The following is a 21824-nucleotide window of genomic DNA, read 5'->3' on the forward strand; positions in this document are numbered from 1 at the left end:
TTACAATGAAAAAATTACCCATAACATTAGTTCTAACACTTTTTATTAGTGCGTTACATGCACAAACAAAAAACATCTTTTTAGATAGATCTTTTTGGAAAAACAGCCCTACCGTTGAACTTATTGAACAAAAAATAAAAGAAGGTAACGATGCTACTGCTTCAAATTCTGGTGGATTTGATGCTGTTTCACAAGCTATTTTAGCAGATGCACCAAATGAAGTTATCAAACATCTACTAACCAAAAAAGGGAATGATGTTAACAAAATAACACACGATAAAAGAACTTATATTTTCTGGGCTGCGTACAAGAACAATGTTGAAATAATGAAACATTTACTAGCCAACAATGCCCGTATGGATTTAAAAGATTCACATCAGTACTCTCCTTTGACTTTTGCTGCAAATGCAGGACAAACGAATACCGAAGTTTATGAATTGTGTATTCAAAATGGTATTGACATTAAAACTGATGTTAACGAACATGGTGCAAATGCTCTTCTTTTAGTTTTACCTAGTTTAAATGACCTATCTTTTGTAGAGTACCTTTCTACCAAAGGATTAAGCTTAAATGACACTGATACTAACGGAAACGGTGCTTTTAACTATGTTGCTAAAAAAGGAAACAAAAAAATGTTAGAACTTCTTATCAAGAAAGGCTTACCATATAAAAACTTAAATAAAAATGGAGGAAACGCATTACTACTAGCTACACAAGGTTCTAGAGCTGGCTACAATTCACTTGAGTTTTTCAAGTATTTAGAAAGCTTAGGAATCAATCCGAATATTACGAATAAAGACGGAAAAACACCGCTTCATAATTTAGCTCGCGGAAACAAAGACATAGCTACTTTTAACTATTTCCTTAACAAAGGAGTAAACCCTAATCAAGTTGATAAAAACGGAAACACTCCACTACTAATTGCTGCTAGTAGGAATACTTTAGAGATTGTTCAGTTGTTATCAGAAAAAACAACCAACATTAATCACACTAACAAAAAAGGTCATTCAGCACTTACCTACGCAGTTGAATACAATTCAGAAGCTATTGTTGATTATTTAATCAAAAATAAGGCTGACATTCAAGTAAAGGATAATAAAGGTAATTCGTTAGCTTATTATTTGGTAAAAAGTTACCACCCTAAAAAATCAGAGGACTTCAACAAAAAAATGCAACTTTTAGCTAATAACGGATTAAACTTAACACAACTTCAAGCAGATAAAAACAACTTGTTTCATATTGCTGTAGAAAAAAACAACATCGATTTACTTAAAAAAATCAACACTTTAAAAATTGATGTAAATGCTAAAAACAGCGACGGATTAACTCCATTGCACTTAGCTGTGATGCAAGCTAACAATACAGATGTTATCAATTATTTATTAAGTATTGGTGCGGATAAATCAATCACGACCGATTTTGATGAAACTGTGTACGATTTAGCCAAAGAAAACGAAGTTCTTAAGAACCAAAACATCAATATCAACTTTTTAAAATAAAACATCAAATCGAGTGATTTTGAGAAAAACAATCAAAATTATATCGAAATGCAAAAAACAAATTAAGATGAAAAAAATAATTCCAGTTCTTTTAATAGCTATGCTTACCATGGCTTTTACCTCTACAAATAGTGCTGCCTATAAATGTATGATTCAGCTAAAAAATTATACTGGTGAAGGCGCTTACATCACTGTTTCATTATTGAATTCGAGTGGAGAATATGAAAAAACTTTATATGTAATTGGTGATGATGAAGAATGGTATTCTGACATTACCGAATGGTGGAAGTTTCAAGGAAAAGTTCGTGCTAATATTGATGCTATAACTGGCGCTACAGTTAGCGGTGGTGGTAGAACTATTAGTGTCCTTAATATAGATGACAACAAGATTGACAAAGGCTATAAAATCAGGTTTGAATCGGCTGTAGAAGACCAAGAATATTACAAAGACGATGTAGAATTTGAATTAACAACTGAAAATCTTAAAAAAAAATTTGAAGGGAAAGGTTTTATCCGTTATATACGTTTAATGCCTCAATAGTTTACATAAACATCTAACAAAAATGACCACCTCAATTTGGAGATATAGCCACTTAACCTTGGCTATATCTTCTTCTATATTCGTACTTCTCGCTGCAGTTACAGGTATTATTTTAGCGTTTGAACCTATATCAAAACAGCTATCAGAATACAGTATTTCTAATACAGAAAATATCACCCTAGCTGAAACAATTTCTGAACTACAAAAACAGTATGATGAAGTAATTTCTATTACTGTTGATGAAAATGATTTTGTAACCGCTTCGGTAATTACTAAAGAAGGAAAAAGTGCTACTTTTTATGTAAATCCGTTTACCGGAGAAAAACTAGGAGAACCAGAAAAAAAACATCCTGTTTTTCAATTTGCAACGAGTTTACACAGGTCATTATTTTTAAAATCGACAGGGCGTTTCATTATTGGTTTCGTTTCTTTTTTACTGAGTTTAATCGCAATTACGGGACTAATATTAATTGCCAAACGACAAGGTGGGGTTAAACATCTTTTTTCTAAGATTATAAAAGAAGATTTTGCTCAATACTACCATATCATTATCGGAAGATATACACTAATTCCTATTATTATCATCACGTTAACAGGTGTGTATTTATCTTTAGATAAATTTTCTCTTTTACCTACGGAAAAAATCAATCATTCTTTTGATATTTCTTCTTCTACCTCGGAAGAAAAATTAGCTATTGCTGAATTTCCCACTTTCAAAAACATCACTTTAAACAACATAAAAAGTGTTGAATTCCCTTTTTCTGAAGACGAAGAAGATTTCTTTTTCATAAAACTAACCAACAGCGAATTACTAGTACATCAATATACTGGTGCAATTATTAGTAAAGAAAACCTTTCATTAACTAGCATCCTTTTAAACTGGAGTTTATTATTACATACTGGAAACGGAACCATTATTTGGTCGATTGTATTGTTGCTTTCTTCAATTTCAATCCTGTTTTTTATCTATTCAGGGTTTGCTATGACTCTTAACAGAACTAAAAAAAGCTCACTACCTAAAAACAACATTCGTAAAGACAAAGCAGAAATTATCATCTTAGTAGGATCTGAAACAAACAGTACTTTTCAGTTTGCTTCTGCATTGTACAATTCATTAGTTAAAACAAACAACTCTGTTTTTATTGATGTTTTAAACAACTATACTTCTTACACCAACGCTAAACATTTAATTGTACTAACTTCAACTTACGGAGACGGTGAGGCACCTTCAAATGCGAACAAGTTTCTAAAATTAATTCAGCAAATAAATAGTCAGAATACGATTAACTATTCGGTAATTGGTTTTGGTTCTAGAGCATACCCTAAATTTTGTCAATTTGCTATTGATATTGATACTGTATTACAAAAACATCCAAAATTTAACGCAGTAGTACCTGTATATAAAATCAACAATCAATCATTTCAAGATTTTAAAACTTGGGGGTACCAATGGAGCAACAAAACTGGAATCGATTTAGAACTAGTTCAAGTAGTTAAAAAGCCTAAGAAGCAACAAACTTTTACTACTGTTTCTAAAACTGATTTAAACAACGACGATTCTTTTTTAGTTCGCTTACAACCTACAAAAAAACTTCGTTTTAATTCAGGAGATTTACTAGCCATTACTCCTAAAGAAGACAATATTAAACGTTTGTATTCTGTCGGAAAAATTGATAACGACATTCTATTAAGTATTAAAAAACATGAATTAGGAATTTGCTCTAACCTACTTTATCAATTAGAGGAAAGTGAACCAATTCACGCAAGTATTCAACCAAATAAGGATTTTCATTTTCCAAAGAAAAATAAAGAAGTTATTTTAATAGCTAACGGAACTGGAATTGCTCCTTTTTTGGGAATGCTTCAACAAAAAAACGGTACAAAAACACATTTGTTTTGGGGAGGAAGAACTCAAGAATCTTTAAAAATTTATACTCCTTTACTAAACAATATAGAAAACAACAACATTCATATTGCTTACTCTCAAGAACAAAACAAAGAGTACGTTCAAGATTTATTATTAAAAGAAAAAAATACAATTGCTTCTGTTTTGCAAAACGGTGGAACAATTATGATTTGCGGTTCTATCAAAATGCTTAAGGGCGTTGAAACTTCAATAGAACAAATTGTTTTAAACAAGTTGAACACTTCTTTAAATTACTTTAAAAAGAACAATCAAATTAAAACAGATTGTTATTAAAGCTGTTGGTAGTTAGCTTTAAATCTTAAGGAATTATCTATTCCTATATGCTAACTACCAACTAAAAACTACGAATTCTAATTTATCTACTACGAATTCTAATTTACCTCCAATTTACCTATACATCTGTGGTAATTTTGATTATATAAAAACAACAATTATGTGGTCAAATAACAATTATTCATCAGTATTAAAAATGTATTTGGAAAAATACGCAAGTTTAAAATTACAAATCAGTAATAACGGATTAATCGCTTCAGTTGAAAAGCAAGAAAACGGTCAATGGATTAGCGACAGAAACCTACCTAATATCTTAAATAAATTATCAACCGATTTTAATTTAGGTAGAGATGTAACTATCATCTTACAACAATAAAACTTATAATAACCTTAAAACAAAAAACTATGAAACAAAACATTTTAAAAGTAGGTACAGTAATGGGATTACTACTACTTATCGGAGTATTTACAAGCTGTAATGACACAAAAAAAGAAAACAAAAACCAAGAATTGGGAAATATTGCTAAACTAGATGAAATTATCGAAAACTCTGTGGTAGAATACAGAAACCCCGTAGTTTTCATTACAGGAAACGACAAAGGTAACAGCCATTTTTATGACAGTGCTCGCGTATATTTTAAAGAGAAAAACTATGATGTTGTCAATGGGAAATACTCTATTGAAGAAATCATTACTTGGATGAATAGTAATGCTGGTGAAAACCCTTACGGAGAAATTCATATTGTAAACAACAACAATCCGTTTAAAGCAATGAACTTAGAAACGGTTGTAAATGGAGAAAAAATAACTGCTAATAGCTTACAAGAAACAATTAATCAAGGTAAATTACCTTTATTAAAAAGTGATGCTATTACAGATGACACAAAAATTATCTTTCATACCAATGAGTTGGCATCAAACAGTGATTTAGTTAACACGCTAAAAAGTGCTTTCATTACTGAAAATAAAATACCGCAAGTAGTTGCATCACCTTATTACAATGTTTTTGGCGGAGAGTTTTCTAACCATTATTTAGCCCAACCGTATTATGTATTTTACCCAACAGCAAATTCTCCTGGAAAAGTAGATTTATCTAAAGAGATTGCTAAAAAGTATCCAGAAGAAAAAGAGATTTCTTGGTACGATGCTTTAAATAACGAAAGAGAGCGTTATGTAGGAGAACCATATACAGTTCAGTACAGCATTCCTGTGAATTTAGAGTTAGATTATCACAATTCTGATAATGAAATTCCACACTTTGTAATGCAAGAAGAAATTATGGATTTTATTGCTGGAGAAGAAAACTTGATGAAAGAAGTGCAAAAAACAAACATTCCTTTAGAAAAGTTCAGATGGACATATATTGTAAAAAATGACCAATTAACAATCACAGGAAAAGCATCTGCTCTATGCGTTTTGAAGCCTTTAGTAAAACCTTACGGTGAATTAGAACATGTAAAACCAGATCCTAACAACAAGCGTTTATACGCTATGAAATAATAACTTATAATTGTTGAACAAACGTCATTACGAATAAAGCAATTCCCTCCTGACCTTCGTAGTGACGTTTAATTTAAGTATGTTTGTTGTGATGAAGTTTTTAAACCTTAATTCAACAAAAATTTGCTCTAAAAATAGCTTTGTATCAAGAATCCAAAATCTCTTGATCCAAAATTTCGTTTACACAATTTTCTTTTTCTTTTTTTGTGGATTAACAAGTATTTCTTCTCAAAATCAACCCTTAAAAACTTACAATAAAAATAACGGACTTCCAAGTTTACACATTAAAGACGGAGTTCAAGATCGTACAGGTTACTTATGGTTAGCTTCTGATAAAGGTTTAATTCGATATAATGGAAACTCATTTATAACCTACACAACTCAAAACGAATTAATATCTAACAATATAAACGTTGTCAAAGCAAATAACAATACTCTTTTTATCGGAACTGATAAAGGTTTAAGTATTAAAAACCATAACGGTTTCAATAATTTTGAAGGAAACAGCGTTAACTGTGTTTTAACTGTCAACAATCATACTTTTTTAGGAACAGATAAAGGAATCGTTAGAGTTCGTGAAGATTATCTTTCTCCCCTTCGCACTAATTTTCAAATAGATTTAAATAAAGTAAATGACATTAAGTTTGATGGAAAATTTTATTGGGTAGCAACCAATAAATCTTTATGGAAACTGGATAAACTTATCAACCCAGAAGTTTTAGATAGGATTGATGTTAACAATTACACTTCTATCTTAATTCATGGCAAAACCATCGTTGCCACCACCTATAATAACGGACTTAAATTCATAACAAATAATGAAATAGACACACAAACCATCACTTCACAAAATATTAAGGGAATCAAAAAAATCAACAATCAATTTTGGATAATTTCTGAAGATGAAGGTATTGAAGTACTAGATGCTAATTTCAATTTTGAAAGAACTATTAACAAATACAACACCCTTACTACCAATAAAATTTCTACTGCTTTTCAAGATCCCGATAAAAATACGTGGATTGGTACACAAGATAAAGGAATCTACTTTATTAAAAGTGATAGACCTACCAAGAAAAAACCTACTATATCTTTTGAAAACATAGAAGTAGTTTTTAAATCTATTGATAGTATCAATATAAATGGGTATGAAAAAACGTTACTGCTTCCGGCAGATAAAAACCATATTTCATTTTATTACAAAACAGTAGATATTGGCAATTCTAATAATTTAGAATATCGCTATACCTTAAATAATCAAGTAAGCCCTTGGAGTAAGAAAAGTGCTGTCGATTTGGCCTATTTATCTCCAGGAAATTACACTTTTACTGCCCAATCAAAAATTGGAGAACTAGAAAGCGACCCAATTGAATTTAACTTTTTTATTGATACTCCCATCTATCAAAAAAAATGGTTTATCTGGTCTGTTATTGGTTTAGCGAGTTTATTATTAGGAAGTATTATTTGGTTGTACGTTCGTAGAATTCAAGCAAAAAACAAAGCTAAAGTTGCCAAACTACAATTAGAAAATCATTTATTATCACTTGAGCAAAAAGCATTGCAATTACAAATGAATCCGCATTTTATTTTCAATGTTTTAAACGGAATAAAAGCCTTAGGAAACTCAGGAAAATCAGTTGAATTAAACGCTACAATTAGTAGGTTTGCTACACTTTTACGTGGTGTTTTACATAATTCAAGACAAGAAGAAATATGTTTAGCAGAAGAAATTACCACGCTAAAAAATTATATTGAATTAGAGCAGCAAATGAATCCGAGACCTTTCGAATATTCTATAATAACAAACCTTACTCTTGATCCTGAAGAAATTCTGATTCCTCCTATGCTTATTCAACCTTTTGTTGAAAACAGTATAAAACATGGAATATCTTCCGTAAAGAATGGAAAAGTGGATATTCATTTCTCTGTGAAAAACGATTTTTTACATTGTGAAATAGTAGATAACGGTATTGGAATTCATCAATCAAAAAAAATAAAGACCACAAGTACACATCAATCGGTTGCATTAAAAGTTACGCAAGAACGAATTGAAAGTTTATCAAAAAAGAGTACTTTTCACATTAATGAAATAATCAAAAACAAACAGGTTAAAGGCACTAAAGTTGCTTTTAAAATTCCTTTAAAAACTGATTTTTAGCAATGACAAAACTTACTGCAATTTTAGTAGACGATATGCCAACAGCTTTAGATATGCTGCAAAATGATTTAACACAATTTCATCCTGAAATTGAAATTATAGGCACTGCTAAAAGTGTAGTAGAAGCATCTAAAACATTACGACAACAACAACCAGATATTTTGTTTTTGGATATTATGCTTGGTGATGGTACTGGGTTTGATGTACTTGAAATTTACCCTAATCTTTCTTCAAAAATTATTTTTGTTACTGCTAGTGATGAGTACGCTATTAAAGCATTTAAATTTGCTGCGATTGATTATGTATTAAAACCCTATTCAAACGAAGATTTGACAAATGCTATTAACAAAGCTAAAGATCAAATTAAACCCGACAAAGAGCAGTTAACTGTACTGCAACAATCCATCACAAAACCAAATCAACGCCCTAAAAAGATCTCATTAAGTACCTCTGATAAGATTGTAGTGGTAAATTTAGACGATATTATCCGTTGTCAGTCCGATAATAATTACACTGAGTTTTTCATGAATGATGGGCAAAAAATACTGGTTGGAAAAACACTTAAACACTTTTCCGACATGTTAAAAGAATTTGATTTTTTAAGAGTTCACCAAAGCCATCTTATTAATATTCAATTCATTAAAGAATTTATCAAATCAGATGGTGGGTATTTAGTTTTAAAAAATAAAACAACCATTCCTGTTTCCGTAAGAAAAAAAAATGAAGTTATACAAGTGTTAGAAAAAATGTAACCATCGTTTTTTTTCTGATTTTCCTACTATTTTTAACACTTATGTTAAATTTTTATTAAAAATTTATTTAACTTAGTGCTTATAAATTAAAAATTATGGTTGCACTTAAACCAGAAAAAGGTAGGTTACTAATTGCAGATCCAGCAATATTAAATGATAGCTCTTTTAAGAGAACTATCGTTTTACTTACTGAGCACACTAAAAAAAGTTCGGTGGGTTTTATTTTAAATAGGCCCTTAGATCATGTTCTTAGTGATTTAATTCCTGAAATTGACTGTGATTTTACCGTTTATCAAGGTGGACCTGTAGAGCAAGACAACCTATACTTTATACATAAGGTTCCTCATTTACTTCCTAATAGCATTGAAGTTGCTAAAGGTATTTATTGGGGCGGAAATTTTGAACTTTTAAAAGAGCTACTTAACAAAAAACAACTCGAAGCTACAGACATTCGTTTCTTTTTAGGGTACTCTGGATGGAGTGGTAATCAATTAGATGAAGAACTTGTAATGAATTCTTGGTTTATTACTGAAAATGACTACGACAATATTTTAACCACCAACGATCAAAGCTTTTGGAAAGATAAATTATTACAACGTGGTGGTAAATATAAAATATGGGCAAATGCTCCTAGCGATATACAAATGAACTAACTTGTTACGACTACTAATTGTAAACTGCTCTTTATTTTACTAGTTATTTCTGTAGAGAATTCTTTTTTTCGGTAATTGGTAACCGATTGAATTCCTATGATTGCATTTGTGATGAAAACTTCGTCAGCCTTTTGAATCTCGAAAGGAGAAATAGTCGTTTCTTCAATTGTATAGTCAGGGTGCTTTTCAATAATTTCTATTACTTTTTTTCTAACAATTCCTTTAATACACCCCTCTGTTAAAGCTGGTGTTTTCACAACATTTCCTTTAACTATAAAAAGATTTCCATTAATCGCTTCTACAACTCCTTTTCTTTCATTCAACAAAATACAGTTGTCTAAATCATTTTCTTCAGCAAAAACAGCCGCTAATGTATTTAACATTTTATTGGTTGTTTTTACCGTAGACAACAGTCCTGAATAATTATAGAAGTCTTTAAAAACGTCAACTTTGTACACTTTTTTATCAGTAAATTCTATCGGACTACCTTCAATAATATAATCAATTTCGTTTGTTACAGGCGTATACAAACCTCCATCTTTTCTAAAAACAGTTAATCGAATTCTATACGTTGAAGCCTCTGATAATTCTTTTACTACTTTGGTAATTTCTTCTTGTAAAAATTCAAGAGTAAATTTCATCGGAATCTTCATACGAAGCATACGCATTGAAGCCATTAACCTAAAATAATGATCTTCTAAAAAAACTACTTTCCCATTTACTACTTTAATGGTTTCAAAAATAGCATCACCGTATTTAAACGCTCTATTTTGGGTTGAAAGTTTTACTTCGTTCTCTGCAATTAAAGCTCCGTTAAAATTTACCATTTCTTAAAAAAAATTTAAATGCAAACTTACAATTTAGGGAAGTATTAGCCACAAAAAAACTCGACAATTTGCCGAGTTAATCTTTTAAAAAAAGGAATCTTACCAATATTAAGCTCCTATATTATGCTTTAATGCTTCTATTTGATTTTCCCAAAGCATTTTTGCTTCTTCAACATCATCTTCATCATCAGCAAAATCAGTAACAATAACCGCTACATCTTTTGTTAATGGGTCAACTTGTATTTTAAACTCAAAATAACTATCATCGTCTTCACTTTCTGTCCACTTAAACTTAATACGTTCATCCGTTTTTTTGGTTAAAATTTTAGCTTCTTCTTCAGAACCATCCCAAAAAAAAGTAATGATTTTACCTCTTGAATTTACCTTATCTGCAAACCACTCTTCTAACCCTGCTGGTGTTGCAAAATATTGATATAGCATGCTTGGTGAAGCATGTATAGGAAACTCTAACTCAAATTTTACTTTACTCATCTATTTTTTTGTTTGATCGCCAATATAGATAATTATTTTTTAAAAAAAAATTTAATGTTTTGTTGTCAAAATCTAAAAAGTATTTATATTTGCACCCGCAATCAGGCGAGGTAGCTCAGTTGGTTAGAGCGCAGGATTCATAACCCTGAGGTCGGCAGTTCAAATCTGCTCCTCGCTACAAAACCCAAATCTTTTGATTTGGGTTTTTTTGTATTTATACTTTACTGTACATTTTAAAATGAACACCTACCTTTTGCACCTTAAACTTCTCACCTATAATTACGAAATCTAAATTTTCATAAAACCCTACTGCTTCTTCTCTTGCATTACACCACAGAACGTCTATGCTTTTAGTTTTTAAAATGCTTTTTGCCTCTTCTAGTAGTAACTTTCCTGCCCCCATACCTCTAACTTCTGGCAAAGTAGCCATTCCTCTTAATTGATATTGCAATCCTTTAATAGCTTCTGTTTTATTTTGAATAAAAGAAGCTACACCTACCAACTTAGTTTTGTAAAAAGCTCCTAAATGAAATGTACTTCCATACTCATCTTCTTTAAACTTATAAGGTAAATCTATATTATTACGCAAAACCGTTAATCTAATATTATAAGTTTCTTGAGCTGATATATTTTTTATTTTTATCATCTAAAATTTCTTTAATCCAAAAATACAGAATGAATATAAAATTTAACCTCATTAGTAAAGAAGATATTCTTATTATCCTTCCTCTTTTACATAAAGTTAACACCACAACACCACATGATATTTTAAAAAACAGAGTGATAGAAATGGTAGCATACCCTAACTACGAATGTATAGGTGTTTATGACAACAACAAGCTTATAGGTATTTGCGGGCTTTGGTATAGTACTAGGCACTATATTGGTAAAAGTGTAGAGCCAGATCATGTAGTTATACATGAAACTTATAGAGGTAAAAGTGTTGGAAAACAGCTTTTCAAGTGGATATACAATTACACTAAATCTAAAGGGTGCGAGGCAGTTGAATTAAACACGTACACTGCTAATAGGAAGTCTCATAAATTTTATTACAACGAAGGTTTTGAAATTTATGGTTTCCATTTTTTAAAAGTTTTACGAGATGATAAAAACTTTTATTAAAGCTACAAAAATTACAATTTCTTATTTTTTAAAAGTATTATTCTTTTTATTCTATTATTCATTAAATTCTAAATATCTCTGTAATACTTAAGAGACGTCTTAAGTTCTTTTTCATAGCAATTTTCCCACTCAATATTTTGAGTGGGTTCTTTTTTATAATTTATACTACAATTTTATTTTTCTCTATTTTTAATAATTTTGCTCACATGTATAAAGTTTTCATAGATACATTATTCTTAATATTCTCTTTCTTTTTTATCAGAAAAGGTTCAAGTTTTCTTATAAATAGATCAAGAAACTTCCATAAAAAATATAAAACAACTCTAGCTGATAAAGACAAATTATTTAAATTTTTCCAATTCTTTTTCTATATCCTTTCATGGGGCACTATTATTTTAATCTTTATTATTTGGGTCAAGTTTCTTTATTCTTAATAATCTATAAATTTTAAACACAGTATAATCGATATTCTATTTATTACTTATTAACCCCCAACATGAACTATCTTTTAAAATAAAAGATAGTTCACTTAAAAGTTTGAGTATAAAAACAAAAAGAGGCTACATGTAGCCTCTTTTTGTCAAAAAAAATGAAATATATTATGCTGTTGCAGCTAACTTAATTCTAGATTTGTATTCTGTAGGAGTGCAATTGTATTTTTGTTTAAATATCTTACAAAAGTAACTTCTACTAGAAAATCCTACAGAATAAACTATTTGTGATATGTTTAAATCACTATTTTTTATTAATTCTTCTGATTTTTTTACTCTTTCTGTCCTTATAAAATCATTCACAGTTGTATTATGCATTAATTTAAATCCTTCTTGAAGCTTTGAGGAAGTTACTCCTGTTTTTTTACATAAATCTTCTATAGTAGTTGCTCTTTCTGGATAATTTTTTATGTACGTAGAAATTTCTTTTATCTCTTGCATTTCTCTTAGCGTTAAACTCCCTGTAGGCTGTTTAGAATTCTTCAAATCTCTTTTGTACTGTTGTATTTCTAGAGCTAAAACCATATGTACTATACCTTCAATTAGTAAACTACGCATTATCCCATCTTCTTTTATCTTCGTTACTTGCTCTATTTTTTCTGCTATTTTTAAATTATGAGAACTAATAAAAACATTATTTTCTTTTTTATTTTTCACAAAAGTTTCAAACAACTCTTGATGAACTGTATTTTTTTTAACTGAAGCTGTTAATTCGTAAGCTGTTATAAGAGTAACAATTACATTTGTTTCTTTTTTAAAGTAAATGGTATTTTTAGACGATGTTATGTTTGACATAAAACCTATCTGAAACGGCTCTAATGTTGTTTTTTTGTTTTTCTTAGTAAACTGATGCGCTATTTTACCTTTACTACAATAAGCTATATTTACTGCTTTACTAATATTTGTATTTATATTTAGGGCTATATCTTCATTAAAAGTAACATTAAACTCTAAATATGAAATGTTATTTTTTAGTAAAACACCTCTCACTTCACCATAACCAATTTCATTATCAAAGGTTAAGCAATGCTCTTTGAAACATTTTTTATATGAAGCTGATAATTGCTCTTTTAACTGACCAAACGTTTTTACTATTGAACTGCTATTTATGTGAAGTGTTTTCATGTCTACTCTTTTTAGGTTAATAAATTAGTTTTTCTTTATTCTAACATTTTTTCTTTTTTGGTGTTTTTGCTTGTGAAGCTAAGTTTTGTAAATATTCTGTTTTAGCTACTATCTTACCTACTTTAGCATTTAACCCTTGCTTATCATATACTCTAGTCTTCATTATATTTCGTTATTAATTACATTACAAAAATGCAACCAATACACGCATTCTTCGTTACACAATTTTTGCTTTGTTTTATATAATTCTTAGAAACAATTAAAACACGTGTAATTATTGATGTTTAGATTACTTTACAAAAAAATATATTGGTATTTTTTAAACAAAAAAAGATCTCTATGTAGAGATCTTTTTTTATTATTATTTATAATTTATTATCGTTTACAGTTTGCACTCCACGACTTCCCATCTTTGGCCATCTTTATATTTAAAGAACTTTCATCTATTACAATAAGACTAGCCTCATCCCAATCTAACTCAAACTTATTTTCACCTTTTTCTATTTCTAAACCACTAATTGATGGTATGTCGTCAGAAAAAATAAAATTGTATGTATCTCCTGTTTTAGCTACTGTAACACTTCCATTTTCTGCCGAAATTGAGTTTTCTCCATTATCATAAGAAACACTTCCTTCATATGTACCTACAAATAAATCATTATCTTTTGGATCATCACTTTCACTACATGCTGTAACTGTTAATAAAACTACTCCTAAAATGCTTAATAATTTGATTAAATTCTTCATGTTTTTCTTGTTTTTAAATTATACTACAAAGATGCAGTGTATCTAAAAACCGTGTGTTATATAATTTTTACTTTGTGTTATATAATCTTTAGAATTCATTAAAAACTTAAACTATGCTGGTAAATATATTGTAAATACAGCACCACTACCTTTTATTCCTGTAGCTTGAATGTATCCTTGATGTTTTAATACAATTTTTTTACAAATAGCTAATCCTATACCTGTTCCAGAATATTCATGCTTTAGATGTAAACGTTGGAACATTTCAAAGATTTTATCTCTCATATTATTGTCAAAACCTATACCATTATCTATTACTTTAATTAAATAATATGTTTGATGATTTTTTACGAAAGGCTCATCAATATCAATAGCTTCAATTTTTTTAGAAGTTATGGTTACTTTTAGATCCTTTTCTTTATTACGATACTTAATTGCATTAGATATTAAATTGTTAAATAACTGATTTAACTGAAATTCTATCCCTTTTACAGCAGGCAATTCTGTATACTCTAAAACAGCATTAGCTTCTTCTATAGTTAATGACAAGTCATCTATTACATCTTGTAGTACATTATTTAAATTTACTAACGACAAATCGTCTTCTTTTCTATTTATTCTAGAAAAAGACAATAAATTATTTATTAATGTACGCATTCTTAAACTAGCGCTATTAGCCCTTTCAATATACTGTTTGTTTTTTTCTGATAACTCATCATCATTTGTGAGCCTTGACAGATACATTTGTACTTTTCTTAATGGTTCTTGTAAATCATGACTTGCAATACGATTAAAAGATTCTAACTCTACGTTTTGATGTACTAATTCAGCATTTTTTTGTTGCAACTGCAATTCTGTTTCTACCTGTTTAGTTACATCTTGAATTATCCCAATCATCGTTATTTTGTTGTCATGTTCATTAAATGCACCGTTTGTATACAAATGTTTTATTACATTTTCTTTCGTTATTACTCTAAAAATAAATTCAACCGCCTGCTCTTTTTGATAAGCTTCGTTTATATTCTTATCATAAAGCTCTAAATCATCTGGATGTACAAACTCCCTAAACTTTACAGAAGAAGAAGCGAACTCTTGTGGTTTATATCCTAAAATCCTATAAACATTATCTGACAAAATAGTATGGTCTACTTTCATAAACCATATATAACTCCCCATCTCAGCTATTTTCTCTGCTTCTTTTAATAAATCATTACTTAATTTTAATTCATGATTTAATTTAGATAAGTCTTTCTCATATTTTCTTGATTTTGATATGTCTGATATAATCACTTTTATATCATCTTGAGAAGGAAAAAAACGTCTTAAATATGTTATTTTTTCTTCATCTACATCAATTTCAGAAACTTCTTCTATTGATTTCTGTAAGGAAAAGAAATCTATTAATTTTTGTAATTCTCCTGATACTTTTAACTCAGGATAAACTTCAGTAACCAGCCTACCCAACAGTTCTTTACTATTGTAACCATATATTTCTTTCGCACTACTTGCATATTCAATTTTAAAGTCTATTACCTCTTTATTATTATCATAAACAGGAGTATAAACTCTAACTATATCAGTAGAAGCATTTAAAATACTTTTTAAAAGTGAGTTTGTTTTAAAGTACAACTTACGACTCACAAACAATCTATATAAAGAAAATAATAATAAAAGCAATGCAAAAGCAGACGATATAACCATCATTCTAATAACTGATTCATTCTTCTCTTCACGATAAGTTACTAGTTTAGAAATATCTTCTTTCTGTTGTTCTAAAATGTGTTTTTTTATAGAGTCTATTTTATGTAAAGAAGAGTTTATTCCTAAAATTTTCTTCTTTTTTATACTATTTCTTAAAGAACTAAAGGTAGTATCTAACTCTACTAAATTACCAAATAGTTTATTTTGTTCTTCCGCTATTTTATTAATACGCTCTAACTGTTTAGGCTTATTTCTAAAATCAAATAACAAACCTTGAATACTTATATATATATCGTTATTTATAGTATACCATTTATCTGGGTCTAATTTTCTTCTTAAAATAGCCGCTTCTAAATGCTCGGTTTGCATTAATTTATATTTTTTTGAAAGCTCCTCTAGCTTTATAAATTCATCATAATTAATTTTTGAAGAGTCTGTAGCATTTTGAAAGTCTTGAAAAAAAACATAAGACACTATAAAGACTACAAGTAACATACCTATAGCTATAGATGAAGTAACAACATAAGCTTTATTTGATTGAGTAAAACTATTTTCAAACATAGCTAAATTCTTAATAAAAAGTTATCTTTATTTAAATTTGAAGTTTGGTACTGCCAATTAATTTGCAGTACTTTTTTTATAACTTTCTTTAATTCTTTAAAAGATGTAGGTTTGTTTATGTATATATTAGCTCCATTAACAAACGCCTCTTCAATATCTTCTTCTGAAGAAGATGTTGAGTATATAGCTACTATTATACTTTGTAATTTTGGAGTTTTACGAATATCTATTAAGCATTCCATACCATTTTTAATAGGCATATTCAAGTCTAAAAAAATTAAATTTGGAAGCTCTTTACAATCATTACACAAATAACTCATTAAATCTTGTCCATGGTTAAATGTTTTTAGCTCTGAGGCAATATTTATCTCCTCAATAGCATCTTCAAAAAACATACGATCATCTATGTCATCGTCTGTTAAAATAATTTTTAATTTATCTTTAGCCATAATTAACTAATACCTGATTATTGGTTACGTTTTTCCACTATACGTTTAAAAGTAGAAGTGGTAAGTCCAGTTACTTTTTTAAACTGCCCTGACAAATGAGCGACACTACTATAGTTTAATCTATAGGCTATTTCAGTTAATGTTAAATTACTATTTAACAATAATTCTTTAACTACATCTACTTTTCTTAAAATTATGTAGTTTTCTATTGAGGTGTGGTTTGATTCAGAAAACAAGTTAGATAAATAAGCATACGAATAATTTAACTTATCAGACAAATAATCAGAAGCATTCATCCTTGCTGCTGCTTCATCTTTCAACATCTCATCAATAATTATTTTTATTCGCTGAACAACATCTAACTTTTCATCGTTAGTAATATCTATTTTAAAAGGAGCTAATAATTCTTTTATTTTTTCTTTTTCATTTAAAGAAAGTTCCTTTTCAAAAACTACTTCTTGAGAGCTTGTTACATAAAAGGGCAAGCTTAACTCTTTTAAATGATACGTTAAAAAAGATTTTAAAGCTGTGTTAGCATCAAATTTTAAATAAATTTTCATGTCAATTTACATTATTAAATACTACTCTTCCCTCCAAACAATCAAAAGTAGTTTTTTTTAAACTTTTACAAAGCCTCTTAAATGATTATTTTACTTTTTATTTTTTAATGTAAAGTTAAAATGAACTTAAAAAACAATTTAAATTAATAAAGTATCTACTAAAAAACACTTAACATAATATTATATAAGCTCTTTTTTTTTCTTTTTGAGTTAAAAAAAAACTATACTTTCCTCAACTTTGTACATAATAATTTTATAAAGATTAGACAGATGAAAAAAAATGATTTAGTAGATAAAAATGCTATTGAAAAAATTCAGTCTATCCTAATAAACACCCCAACATGCATGTTAATTAGTTCGTTAAGTAAACCAAACCCTTCGGTTTGCCCTATGACTGTTAAAACAATTGACAATGATGGAGCTTTGTGGTTTTTATCAGATAAAGAATCTGAACACTATAAAAACATTGAAAAAGATAATGACTTACTCTTAACTTTTACTAATAACACAGACAAACAATATTTATCAATCAGAGGTAAGGGCATTCATTACGAATCAAAAGGAATTATTGATAAGTTACTCTCACAACAAGACTTAAAAAATAACAACCTTCACACCATTATTATCCTTAAAGTTATTATAAACAGTGCATACTACTGGGATGTAAATTTGAAAAAATCTGTAACCATTTAAAAAGTTTTTATAATTATCACAAATAAAAAAAGCAGTTCGTTGTGAACTGCTTTTTTAGGATGGATCATTTGTAAAATGTATATTAACTATTTAATTCATCAGCTAATTTATCAAAAGCATTCTCTACATCATCATAAGCTTTCTCAAACCCTTTTTTCACATCATCCCAAGTATCTTCAGAACTATTCTTTAATTTTTCCATGCTTGCTTTAAGTTTTGTTCTTTTATTTTTTAAAGAAGCTAACAATTCTTGACGCTCTTTCTTTACACTTTCACTTGCATCATTATAACTATCACTTACATTTTTCTCTAATTTATCAATCTCAGCATCTAATTTATCTATTCCTTTGTTAATTGATTTTGTCACCTCACTTTTCTTTTCAAAAGTATAATCACCTAGGTCAGAAAAACTCTCTTCAATTTCATCCATTCCTTCTTCTACGCTCGCTTCCACTTCATCCATTTTTTCTTTTACCTGTTCTTTTTTTTCTTTTTTGTTTTCACAAGAAACCATTACAACTGCTGTTAATAATGTTGCTAAAATTAATTTTGATATTTTCATAATTATTCAGTTTAAATTTATACCTACTCTCTTAAAGGGTTTTCGGCTTACTCCCTAAAATTATTTTCTAATTATCTAACACATTCATCATATCAGTTTTTTCTTTAATTCTCAAAGCTTTATCTGCATTAACAACAATAGGAACCTGTAACAAACTAGGTTTGCTATTTATTAATTTCAACCAGTCTGTCTCATCAAAGCTCGTTACATCTCCTACATCTTCAGCATTTGAGTGCTTAGGTGAAAACAACTCTCCTAATGTTACATTTAACATAGCAGCTATTTCTAACCATATTGTATCTGAAATTTTTTCTTTACAAATATTTATAATCTGTAGCTTTTTATCTACGGCAGAAGCATAAGCTAACATTTCTTTACTAAAACTGGATTCACAGGAGTAAATAAATAATAATTGCCTTTTATGTTTTGCTAACACAGTCATTAATTTAGTTTATTAATTTATTACAAAATTAGTTTCATATGGTTTTATAAATTAACTTAAATAGATTAATATTTAACTCATATAAGTTAATCTTGTTCTTTTTGATTCTATACTTTTGAATGTAACTTTAATACTCATACACTATGAATAACAATTCTAAACATGAAATAAATAAAATTGAATATTATAAAAACAAAGGATACACTGCTAGTTATCATCTTATTAATAATAAATTAATTGACGTAGATACTAAAAAAGAATATACCGTTAAAGACGTTACTATTGATGAAGAGTATAGGTATGAAGGTTATTCTAACCCTGCTGATTTAAGTATTCTTTATATATTAACAATGCACGACGGAACAAAAGGCACTATTTTAGCTGCTTATGGCCCAAGTGCTAATATTGAATTAACTTCTTTTTTAAATAAGTGTTCTTCTAAAAAAAATACTTAACTCATTATCTGACACTTATAAAAAGTGTGCTTTTTTTTCATTTTTTTTTACAAAAAAGTCTTTGTAAATAACAAAAGCAGTATTATATTTGCAACCGCTTTACTGCGGGAGTAGCTCAGTTGGTAGAGCGTCAGCCTTCCAAGCTGAATGTCGCCAGTTCGAACCTGGTCTCCCGCTCAAATTTTTACATAATTGTAAGAAATTACAAAAAGTCTTTACTGCGGGAGTAGCTCAGTTGGTAGAGCGTCAGCCTTCCAAGCTGAATGTCGCCGGTTCGAACCCGGTCTCCCGCTCAAATTTACATAGTGTAAGTAATTACACAAAAAGCAAAAGCTTTACCGCGGGAGTAGCTCAGTTGGTAGAGCGTCAGCCTTCCAAGCTGAATGTCGCCAGTTCGAACCTGGTCTCCCGCTCAAAAAAACCGAAACAAATGTTTCGGTTTTTTTATTCTTTATAATTTATCTATTTAACTTATCTCCGAAGAAAAACAATCCTGTAATAATCAACGCCATTATCCCTACCATTATCGTGTGATTTGCTATAACACTTGGTCGTAACACCAAAGTAATTAAATATCCACCTATAGCTCCTCCTAAATGCGCCGAATGACCAATATTACCCACCTGATTTTTCATTCCGTAAATGGAGTATAACAAGTAACCTATTCCAAACACATACCCTGGGATAGGAACTGGAATTGGCAACATAATAAGCTCCATACTAGGATATAGCAGTATCGATGAAAAAATAATTCCTGACACTGCCCCTGAAGCCCCTACCGCACTATAATAAGGCTCTTTTTTATGCTGATACAACGAATACATACTCCCTGCTAACAAACTAGCAAAATAAATCAACACAAAATTAAGTGTCCCAAAACTAGAGTCTACTACTTTTCCAAACAGATACAAAGCATACATATTAAACCCTAAGTGCAGCCAATCTACATGTAGGAAACCTGACGATATCATTCTTATCTTCTCCCCTCCCAACACTCTTTGCACTTGAAATTTGTATCGTTCAAAAAAAACGGGGTCACTAAATCCTTTAATCGACATTAGCACATTTGCTATAATTAATCCTATAATAATTTGACTCATATCTCTAATATATACTCACAAACATAAACAAAAGTTTACAAAGTAAAGATTGATAATTTAATGCGATATTTGCACTTTAATTTTTCCAAAATGAATTTTTTAATTTTTACAATTACCTACCCTTTCATTTGGTTCTTATCAAGGTTACCTATGAGAGTTCTATATGTTTTTTCTGACTTTTTCTTCTTTATACTGTATTATATTGTTGGATATAGAAGAAAAGTAGTTAAGAAAAACCTTAAAACTGCTTTTCCTGAAAAAAGCGAAACTGAAATAAACAGAATATCAAAAAAATTCTTTAAACACTTTGTAGACATCCTTTTTGAAAGCATAAAATCTTTTGCTATAGGTAAAAAAGAATTACAAAAGCGCTACCAATACACAAATCCTGAACTTATAAACAAATACGCTGAACAAGGAAGAAGTGTTGCCTTAGTAGGTTCACACCAAGCAAATTGGGAATGGTCTGTTGGCATGCCTCTTTCTGTAAACATTAACTGTTTTGGAGCTTACAAAAAGATCAAAAACCCTTATTTTGACAAATTAATAAAAAAATCTAGAACCCAATTTGGTTTTGAAGCTGTACCTACGTATTTATTCAATAGAAGTATCTACGAAAAACACTCCAACAAAACACAATACCTATACCTTTTACTTAGTGATCAATCTCCTCAAATGGGAAAAACTAGGTATTGGGGTAGCTTTTTAAATGAAAAAGTACCAGTACACACAGGAGCTGAAGTTCTGTCAAAAAAATACAACTCGGTAGTTATCAATATGAAAACCACCAAAGTTAAAAGAGGTTATTTTGAAGTTGAATTTGAATTAATCACTGATACACCTAACGATTTCGATGATTTTAAAATTACTGACAAATACCTTGAGCTTACAGAGGAAAACATAAAAGCTCAACCCGAGTATTACTTGTGGACTCATAACCGCTTTAAACACAAAAATAAATACGAGCAATGGCTAGAGATAAAAAAATCTTCTCATAAATAACTGAGAAGCTTTTTTTTAGCTCATTTCGATATTAGAGCCGAATGCTTTAAAACAAAAAAACCTTCTCAATTTGAGAAGGTTTTGGGTGAAAGACCGGGTTCGAACCGGCGACCTCCGGAACCACAATCCGGCGCTCTAACCAGCTGAGCTACAATCACCATGTAACTTGCGGGTGCAAATATACATTCTTTT

24 protein-coding genes and 5 tRNA genes are annotated in these 21824 nt (G+C 29.4%); 16 read left to right on the forward strand and 13 right to left on the reverse strand.

What is annotated here, in order from left to right; translation table 11 throughout:
• The first annotated feature begins 5 nt into the window (after positions 1 to 5).
• The 8 genes from Q0663_RS06860 to Q0663_RS06895 all read left to right on the forward strand — a co-directional run bounded on the left by Q0663_RS06860 (position 6) and on the right by Q0663_RS06895 (position 9303).
• Positions 6 to 1499, forward strand: a complete 1494-nt coding sequence (locus Q0663_RS06860; protein ID WP_299008558.1) for an ankyrin repeat domain-containing protein — start codon at positions 6 to 8, stop codon at positions 1497 to 1499.
• 67 nt (positions 1500 to 1566) lie between these two features.
• On the forward strand, positions 1567 to 2040 hold the full coding sequence (locus tag Q0663_RS06865) for a DUF2271 domain-containing protein (RefSeq protein ID WP_299008561.1): 474 nt from the start codon (positions 1567 to 1569) through the stop codon (positions 2038 to 2040).
• 22 nt (positions 2041 to 2062) lie between these two features.
• Complete coding sequence (locus Q0663_RS06870) at positions 2063 to 4240, forward strand: PepSY domain-containing protein (protein ID WP_299008564.1); 2178 nt, start codon at positions 2063 to 2065, stop codon at positions 4238 to 4240.
• A gap of 160 nt (positions 4241 to 4400) precedes the next feature.
• Complete coding sequence (locus Q0663_RS06875; protein WP_299008566.1) at positions 4401 to 4616, forward strand: hypothetical protein; 216 nt, start codon at positions 4401 to 4403, stop codon at positions 4614 to 4616.
• 29 nt (positions 4617 to 4645) lie between these two features.
• Positions 4646 to 5740 carry a hypothetical protein gene (locus Q0663_RS06880; protein WP_299008568.1) on the forward strand — a complete coding sequence of 365 codons (1095 nt, stop codon included), beginning with the start codon at positions 4646 to 4648 and terminating at the stop codon, positions 5738 to 5740.
• Positions 5741 to 5903: 163 nt separating this feature from the next.
• Positions 5904 to 7898, forward strand: coding sequence for a histidine kinase (locus Q0663_RS06885; RefSeq protein ID WP_299008570.1), 1995 nt, complete (start codon positions 5904 to 5906; stop codon positions 7896 to 7898).
• A gap of 2 nt (positions 7899 to 7900) precedes the next feature.
• Positions 7901 to 8650 (forward strand): LytTR family DNA-binding domain-containing protein, encoded by a 750-nt coding sequence (locus Q0663_RS06890; protein ID WP_299008573.1) that lies wholly within the window; start codon positions 7901 to 7903, stop codon positions 8648 to 8650.
• A 95-nt stretch (positions 8651 to 8745) separates the two neighbouring features.
• Positions 8746 to 9303 (forward strand): YqgE/AlgH family protein, encoded by a 558-nt coding sequence (locus tag Q0663_RS06895; RefSeq protein WP_299008576.1) that lies wholly within the window; start codon positions 8746 to 8748, stop codon positions 9301 to 9303.
• On the opposite strand, the gene Q0663_RS06900 is transcribed toward Q0663_RS06895, so the two are convergent.
• The gene (locus Q0663_RS06900) at positions 9300 to 10130 is read right to left on the reverse strand and encodes an aminotransferase class IV (protein ID WP_299008578.1); all 831 of its coding nucleotides are present in this window, start codon (positions 10128 to 10130) and stop codon (positions 9300 to 9302) included. The two genes, Q0663_RS06895 and Q0663_RS06900, sit on opposite strands and share 4 nt — an antisense overlap.
• A 108-nt stretch (positions 10131 to 10238) precedes the next feature.
• Entirely contained in the window at positions 10239 to 10622 is a 384-nt protein-coding gene (locus Q0663_RS06905; RefSeq protein ID WP_299008581.1) for an START-like domain-containing protein, read from the reverse strand.
• Positions 10623 to 10726: 104 nt separating this feature from the next.
• Between Q0663_RS06905 and Q0663_RS06910 the strand changes: the two genes are divergently transcribed.
• Positions 10727 to 10800: transfer RNA gene (locus Q0663_RS06910), tRNA-Met, on the forward strand.
• A 36-nt stretch (positions 10801 to 10836) separates the two neighbouring features.
• Here the strand turns inward: Q0663_RS06910 and Q0663_RS06915 are convergent.
• On the reverse strand, positions 10837 to 11268 hold the full coding sequence (locus Q0663_RS06915; RefSeq protein ID WP_047789234.1) for a GNAT family N-acetyltransferase: 432 nt from the start codon (positions 11266 to 11268) through the stop codon (positions 10837 to 10839).
• 29 nt (positions 11269 to 11297) lie between these two features.
• Between Q0663_RS06915 and Q0663_RS06920 the strand changes: the two genes are divergently transcribed.
• Positions 11298 to 11744, forward strand: coding sequence for a GNAT family N-acetyltransferase (locus tag Q0663_RS06920; RefSeq protein ID WP_047789235.1), 447 nt, complete (start codon positions 11298 to 11300; stop codon positions 11742 to 11744).
• Between the two features lie 599 nt (positions 11745 to 12343).
• On the opposite strand, the gene Q0663_RS06925 is transcribed toward Q0663_RS06920, so the two are convergent.
• The 6 genes from Q0663_RS06925 to Q0663_RS06950 form a co-directional block, all read right to left on the reverse strand.
• The gene (locus tag Q0663_RS06925) at positions 12344 to 13360 is read right to left on the reverse strand and encodes an AraC family transcriptional regulator (protein ID WP_159617131.1); all 1017 of its coding nucleotides are present in this window, start codon (positions 13358 to 13360) and stop codon (positions 12344 to 12346) included.
• Positions 13361 to 13400: 40 nt separating this feature from the next.
• Positions 13401 to 13523, reverse strand: a complete 123-nt coding sequence (locus Q0663_RS06930; RefSeq protein ID WP_255724871.1) for a hypothetical protein — start codon at positions 13521 to 13523, stop codon at positions 13401 to 13403.
• Between the two features lie 212 nt (positions 13524 to 13735).
• A complete protein-coding gene (locus tag Q0663_RS06935; RefSeq protein WP_047789237.1) occupies positions 13736 to 14107 on the reverse strand; it encodes a hypothetical protein in 372 nt (123 codons plus the stop codon).
• Positions 14108 to 14218: 111 nt separating this feature from the next.
• Entirely contained in the window at positions 14219 to 16369 is a 2151-nt protein-coding gene (locus Q0663_RS06940; protein ID WP_299008620.1) for an ATP-binding protein, read from the reverse strand.
• A 2-nt stretch (positions 16370 to 16371) separates the two neighbouring features.
• Positions 16372 to 16818 (reverse strand): response regulator, encoded by a 447-nt coding sequence (locus tag Q0663_RS06945; protein WP_047789238.1) that lies wholly within the window; start codon positions 16816 to 16818, stop codon positions 16372 to 16374.
• 17 nt (positions 16819 to 16835) lie between these two features.
• Complete coding sequence (locus tag Q0663_RS06950) at positions 16836 to 17378, reverse strand: AraC family transcriptional regulator (RefSeq protein WP_047789239.1); 543 nt, start codon at positions 17376 to 17378, stop codon at positions 16836 to 16838.
• 270 nt (positions 17379 to 17648) lie between these two features.
• On the opposite strand from Q0663_RS06950, the gene Q0663_RS06955 reads away from it, so the two are divergent.
• A complete protein-coding gene (locus Q0663_RS06955; RefSeq protein ID WP_299008637.1) occupies positions 17649 to 18071 on the forward strand; it encodes a pyridoxamine 5'-phosphate oxidase family protein in 423 nt (140 codons plus the stop codon).
• Between the two features lie 82 nt (positions 18072 to 18153).
• Here the strand turns inward: Q0663_RS06955 and Q0663_RS06960 are convergent, their stop codons facing one another.
• Positions 18154 to 18633 (reverse strand): hypothetical protein, encoded by a 480-nt coding sequence (locus tag Q0663_RS06960; RefSeq protein WP_053056682.1) that lies wholly within the window; start codon positions 18631 to 18633, stop codon positions 18154 to 18156.
• Between the two features lie 67 nt (positions 18634 to 18700).
• Entirely contained in the window at positions 18701 to 19075 is a 375-nt protein-coding gene (locus Q0663_RS06965; RefSeq protein ID WP_159617121.1) for an ArsC/Spx/MgsR family protein, read from the reverse strand.
• A gap of 143 nt (positions 19076 to 19218) precedes the next feature.
• Between Q0663_RS06965 and Q0663_RS06970 the strand changes: the two genes are divergently transcribed.
• From Q0663_RS06970 to Q0663_RS06985, 4 genes are all read left to right on the forward strand, one after another.
• Positions 19219 to 19530 carry a hypothetical protein gene (locus tag Q0663_RS06970; RefSeq protein ID WP_047789242.1) on the forward strand — a complete coding sequence of 104 codons (312 nt, stop codon included), beginning with the start codon at positions 19219 to 19221 and terminating at the stop codon, positions 19528 to 19530.
• Between the two features lie 104 nt (positions 19531 to 19634).
• Positions 19635 to 19707: transfer RNA gene (locus Q0663_RS06975), tRNA-Gly, on the forward strand.
• Between the two features lie 43 nt (positions 19708 to 19750).
• Positions 19751 to 19823, forward strand: a tRNA-Gly gene (locus Q0663_RS06980).
• 47 nt (positions 19824 to 19870) lie between these two features.
• Positions 19871 to 19943: transfer RNA gene (locus Q0663_RS06985), tRNA-Gly, on the forward strand.
• Between the two features lie 45 nt (positions 19944 to 19988).
• Here the strand turns inward: Q0663_RS06985 and Q0663_RS06990 are convergent.
• On the reverse strand, positions 19989 to 20630 hold the full coding sequence (locus Q0663_RS06990; protein WP_299008656.1) for a rhomboid family intramembrane serine protease: 642 nt from the start codon (positions 20628 to 20630) through the stop codon (positions 19989 to 19991).
• A 90-nt stretch (positions 20631 to 20720) separates the two neighbouring features.
• Between Q0663_RS06990 and Q0663_RS06995 the strand changes: the two genes are divergently transcribed.
• Positions 20721 to 21632 (forward strand): lipid A biosynthesis acyltransferase, encoded by a 912-nt coding sequence (locus Q0663_RS06995; RefSeq protein ID WP_299008659.1) that lies wholly within the window; start codon positions 20721 to 20723, stop codon positions 21630 to 21632.
• 83 nt (positions 21633 to 21715) lie between these two features.
• Here the strand turns inward: Q0663_RS06995 and Q0663_RS07000 are convergent.
• A tRNA-His gene (locus Q0663_RS07000) sits at positions 21716 to 21791 on the reverse strand.
• Between the last annotated feature and the right edge of the window lie 33 nt (positions 21792 to 21824).

This window comes from uncultured Tenacibaculum sp., from assembly GCF_947504135.1.
GTDB lineage: Bacteria > Bacteroidota > Bacteroidia > Flavobacteriales > Flavobacteriaceae > Polaribacter.

Bases quoted from the DNA above. Each gene is read 5' to 3' on its own strand.
- Q0663_RS06860 (WP_299008558.1), top strand. From the start codon at position 6: ATGAAAAAATTACCCATAACATTAGTTCTAACACTTTTTATTAGTGCG.
- Q0663_RS06865 (WP_299008561.1), top strand. From the start codon at position 1,567: ATGAAAAAAATAATTCCAGTTCTTTTAATAGCTATGCTTACCATGGCT.
- Q0663_RS06870 (WP_299008564.1), top strand. From the start codon at position 2,063: ATGACCACCTCAATTTGGAGATATAGCCACTTAACCTTGGCTATATCT.
- Q0663_RS06875 (WP_299008566.1), top strand. From the start codon at position 4,401: ATGTGGTCAAATAACAATTATTCATCAGTATTAAAAATGTATTTGGAA.
- Q0663_RS06880 (WP_299008568.1), top strand. From the start codon at position 4,646: ATGAAACAAAACATTTTAAAAGTAGGTACAGTAATGGGATTACTACTA.
- Q0663_RS06890 (WP_299008573.1), top strand. From the start codon at position 7,901: ATGACAAAACTTACTGCAATTTTAGTAGACGATATGCCAACAGCTTTA.
- Q0663_RS06895 (WP_299008576.1), top strand. From the start codon at position 8,746: ATGGTTGCACTTAAACCAGAAAAAGGTAGGTTACTAATTGCAGATCCA.
- Q0663_RS06900 (WP_299008578.1), bottom strand. From the start codon at position 10,130: ATGGTAAATTTTAACGGAGCTTTAATTGCAGAGAACGAAGTAAAACTT.
- Q0663_RS06905 (WP_299008581.1), bottom strand. From the start codon at position 10,622: ATGAGTAAAGTAAAATTTGAGTTAGAGTTTCCTATACATGCTTCACCA.
- Q0663_RS06915 (WP_047789234.1), bottom strand. From the start codon at position 11,268: ATGATAAAAATAAAAAATATATCAGCTCAAGAAACTTATAATATTAGA.
- Q0663_RS06920 (WP_047789235.1), top strand. From the start codon at position 11,298: ATGAATATAAAATTTAACCTCATTAGTAAAGAAGATATTCTTATTATC.
- Q0663_RS06925 (WP_159617131.1), bottom strand. From the start codon at position 13,360: ATGAAAACACTTCACATAAATAGCAGTTCAATAGTAAAAACGTTTGGT.
- Q0663_RS06930 (WP_255724871.1), bottom strand. From the start codon at position 13,523: ATGAAGACTAGAGTATATGATAAGCAAGGGTTAAATGCTAAAGTAGGT.
- Q0663_RS06935 (WP_047789237.1), bottom strand. From the start codon at position 14,107: ATGAAGAATTTAATCAAATTATTAAGCATTTTAGGAGTAGTTTTATTA.
- Q0663_RS06940 (WP_299008620.1), bottom strand. From the start codon at position 16,369: ATGTTTGAAAATAGTTTTACTCAATCAAATAAAGCTTATGTTGTTACT.
- Q0663_RS06945 (WP_047789238.1), bottom strand. From the start codon at position 16,818: ATGGCTAAAGATAAATTAAAAATTATTTTAACAGACGATGACATAGAT.
- Q0663_RS06950 (WP_047789239.1), bottom strand. From the start codon at position 17,378: ATGAAAATTTATTTAAAATTTGATGCTAACACAGCTTTAAAATCTTTT.
- Q0663_RS06955 (WP_299008637.1), top strand. From the start codon at position 17,649: ATGAAAAAAAATGATTTAGTAGATAAAAATGCTATTGAAAAAATTCAG.
- Q0663_RS06960 (WP_053056682.1), bottom strand. From the start codon at position 18,633: ATGAAAATATCAAAATTAATTTTAGCAACATTATTAACAGCAGTTGTA.
- Q0663_RS06965 (WP_159617121.1), bottom strand. From the start codon at position 19,075: ATGACTGTGTTAGCAAAACATAAAAGGCAATTATTATTTATTTACTCC.
- Q0663_RS06970 (WP_047789242.1), top strand. From the start codon at position 19,219: ATGAATAACAATTCTAAACATGAAATAAATAAAATTGAATATTATAAA.
- Q0663_RS06990 (WP_299008656.1), bottom strand. From the start codon at position 20,630: ATGAGTCAAATTATTATAGGATTAATTATAGCAAATGTGCTAATGTCG.
- Q0663_RS06995 (WP_299008659.1), top strand. From the start codon at position 20,721: ATGAATTTTTTAATTTTTACAATTACCTACCCTTTCATTTGGTTCTTA.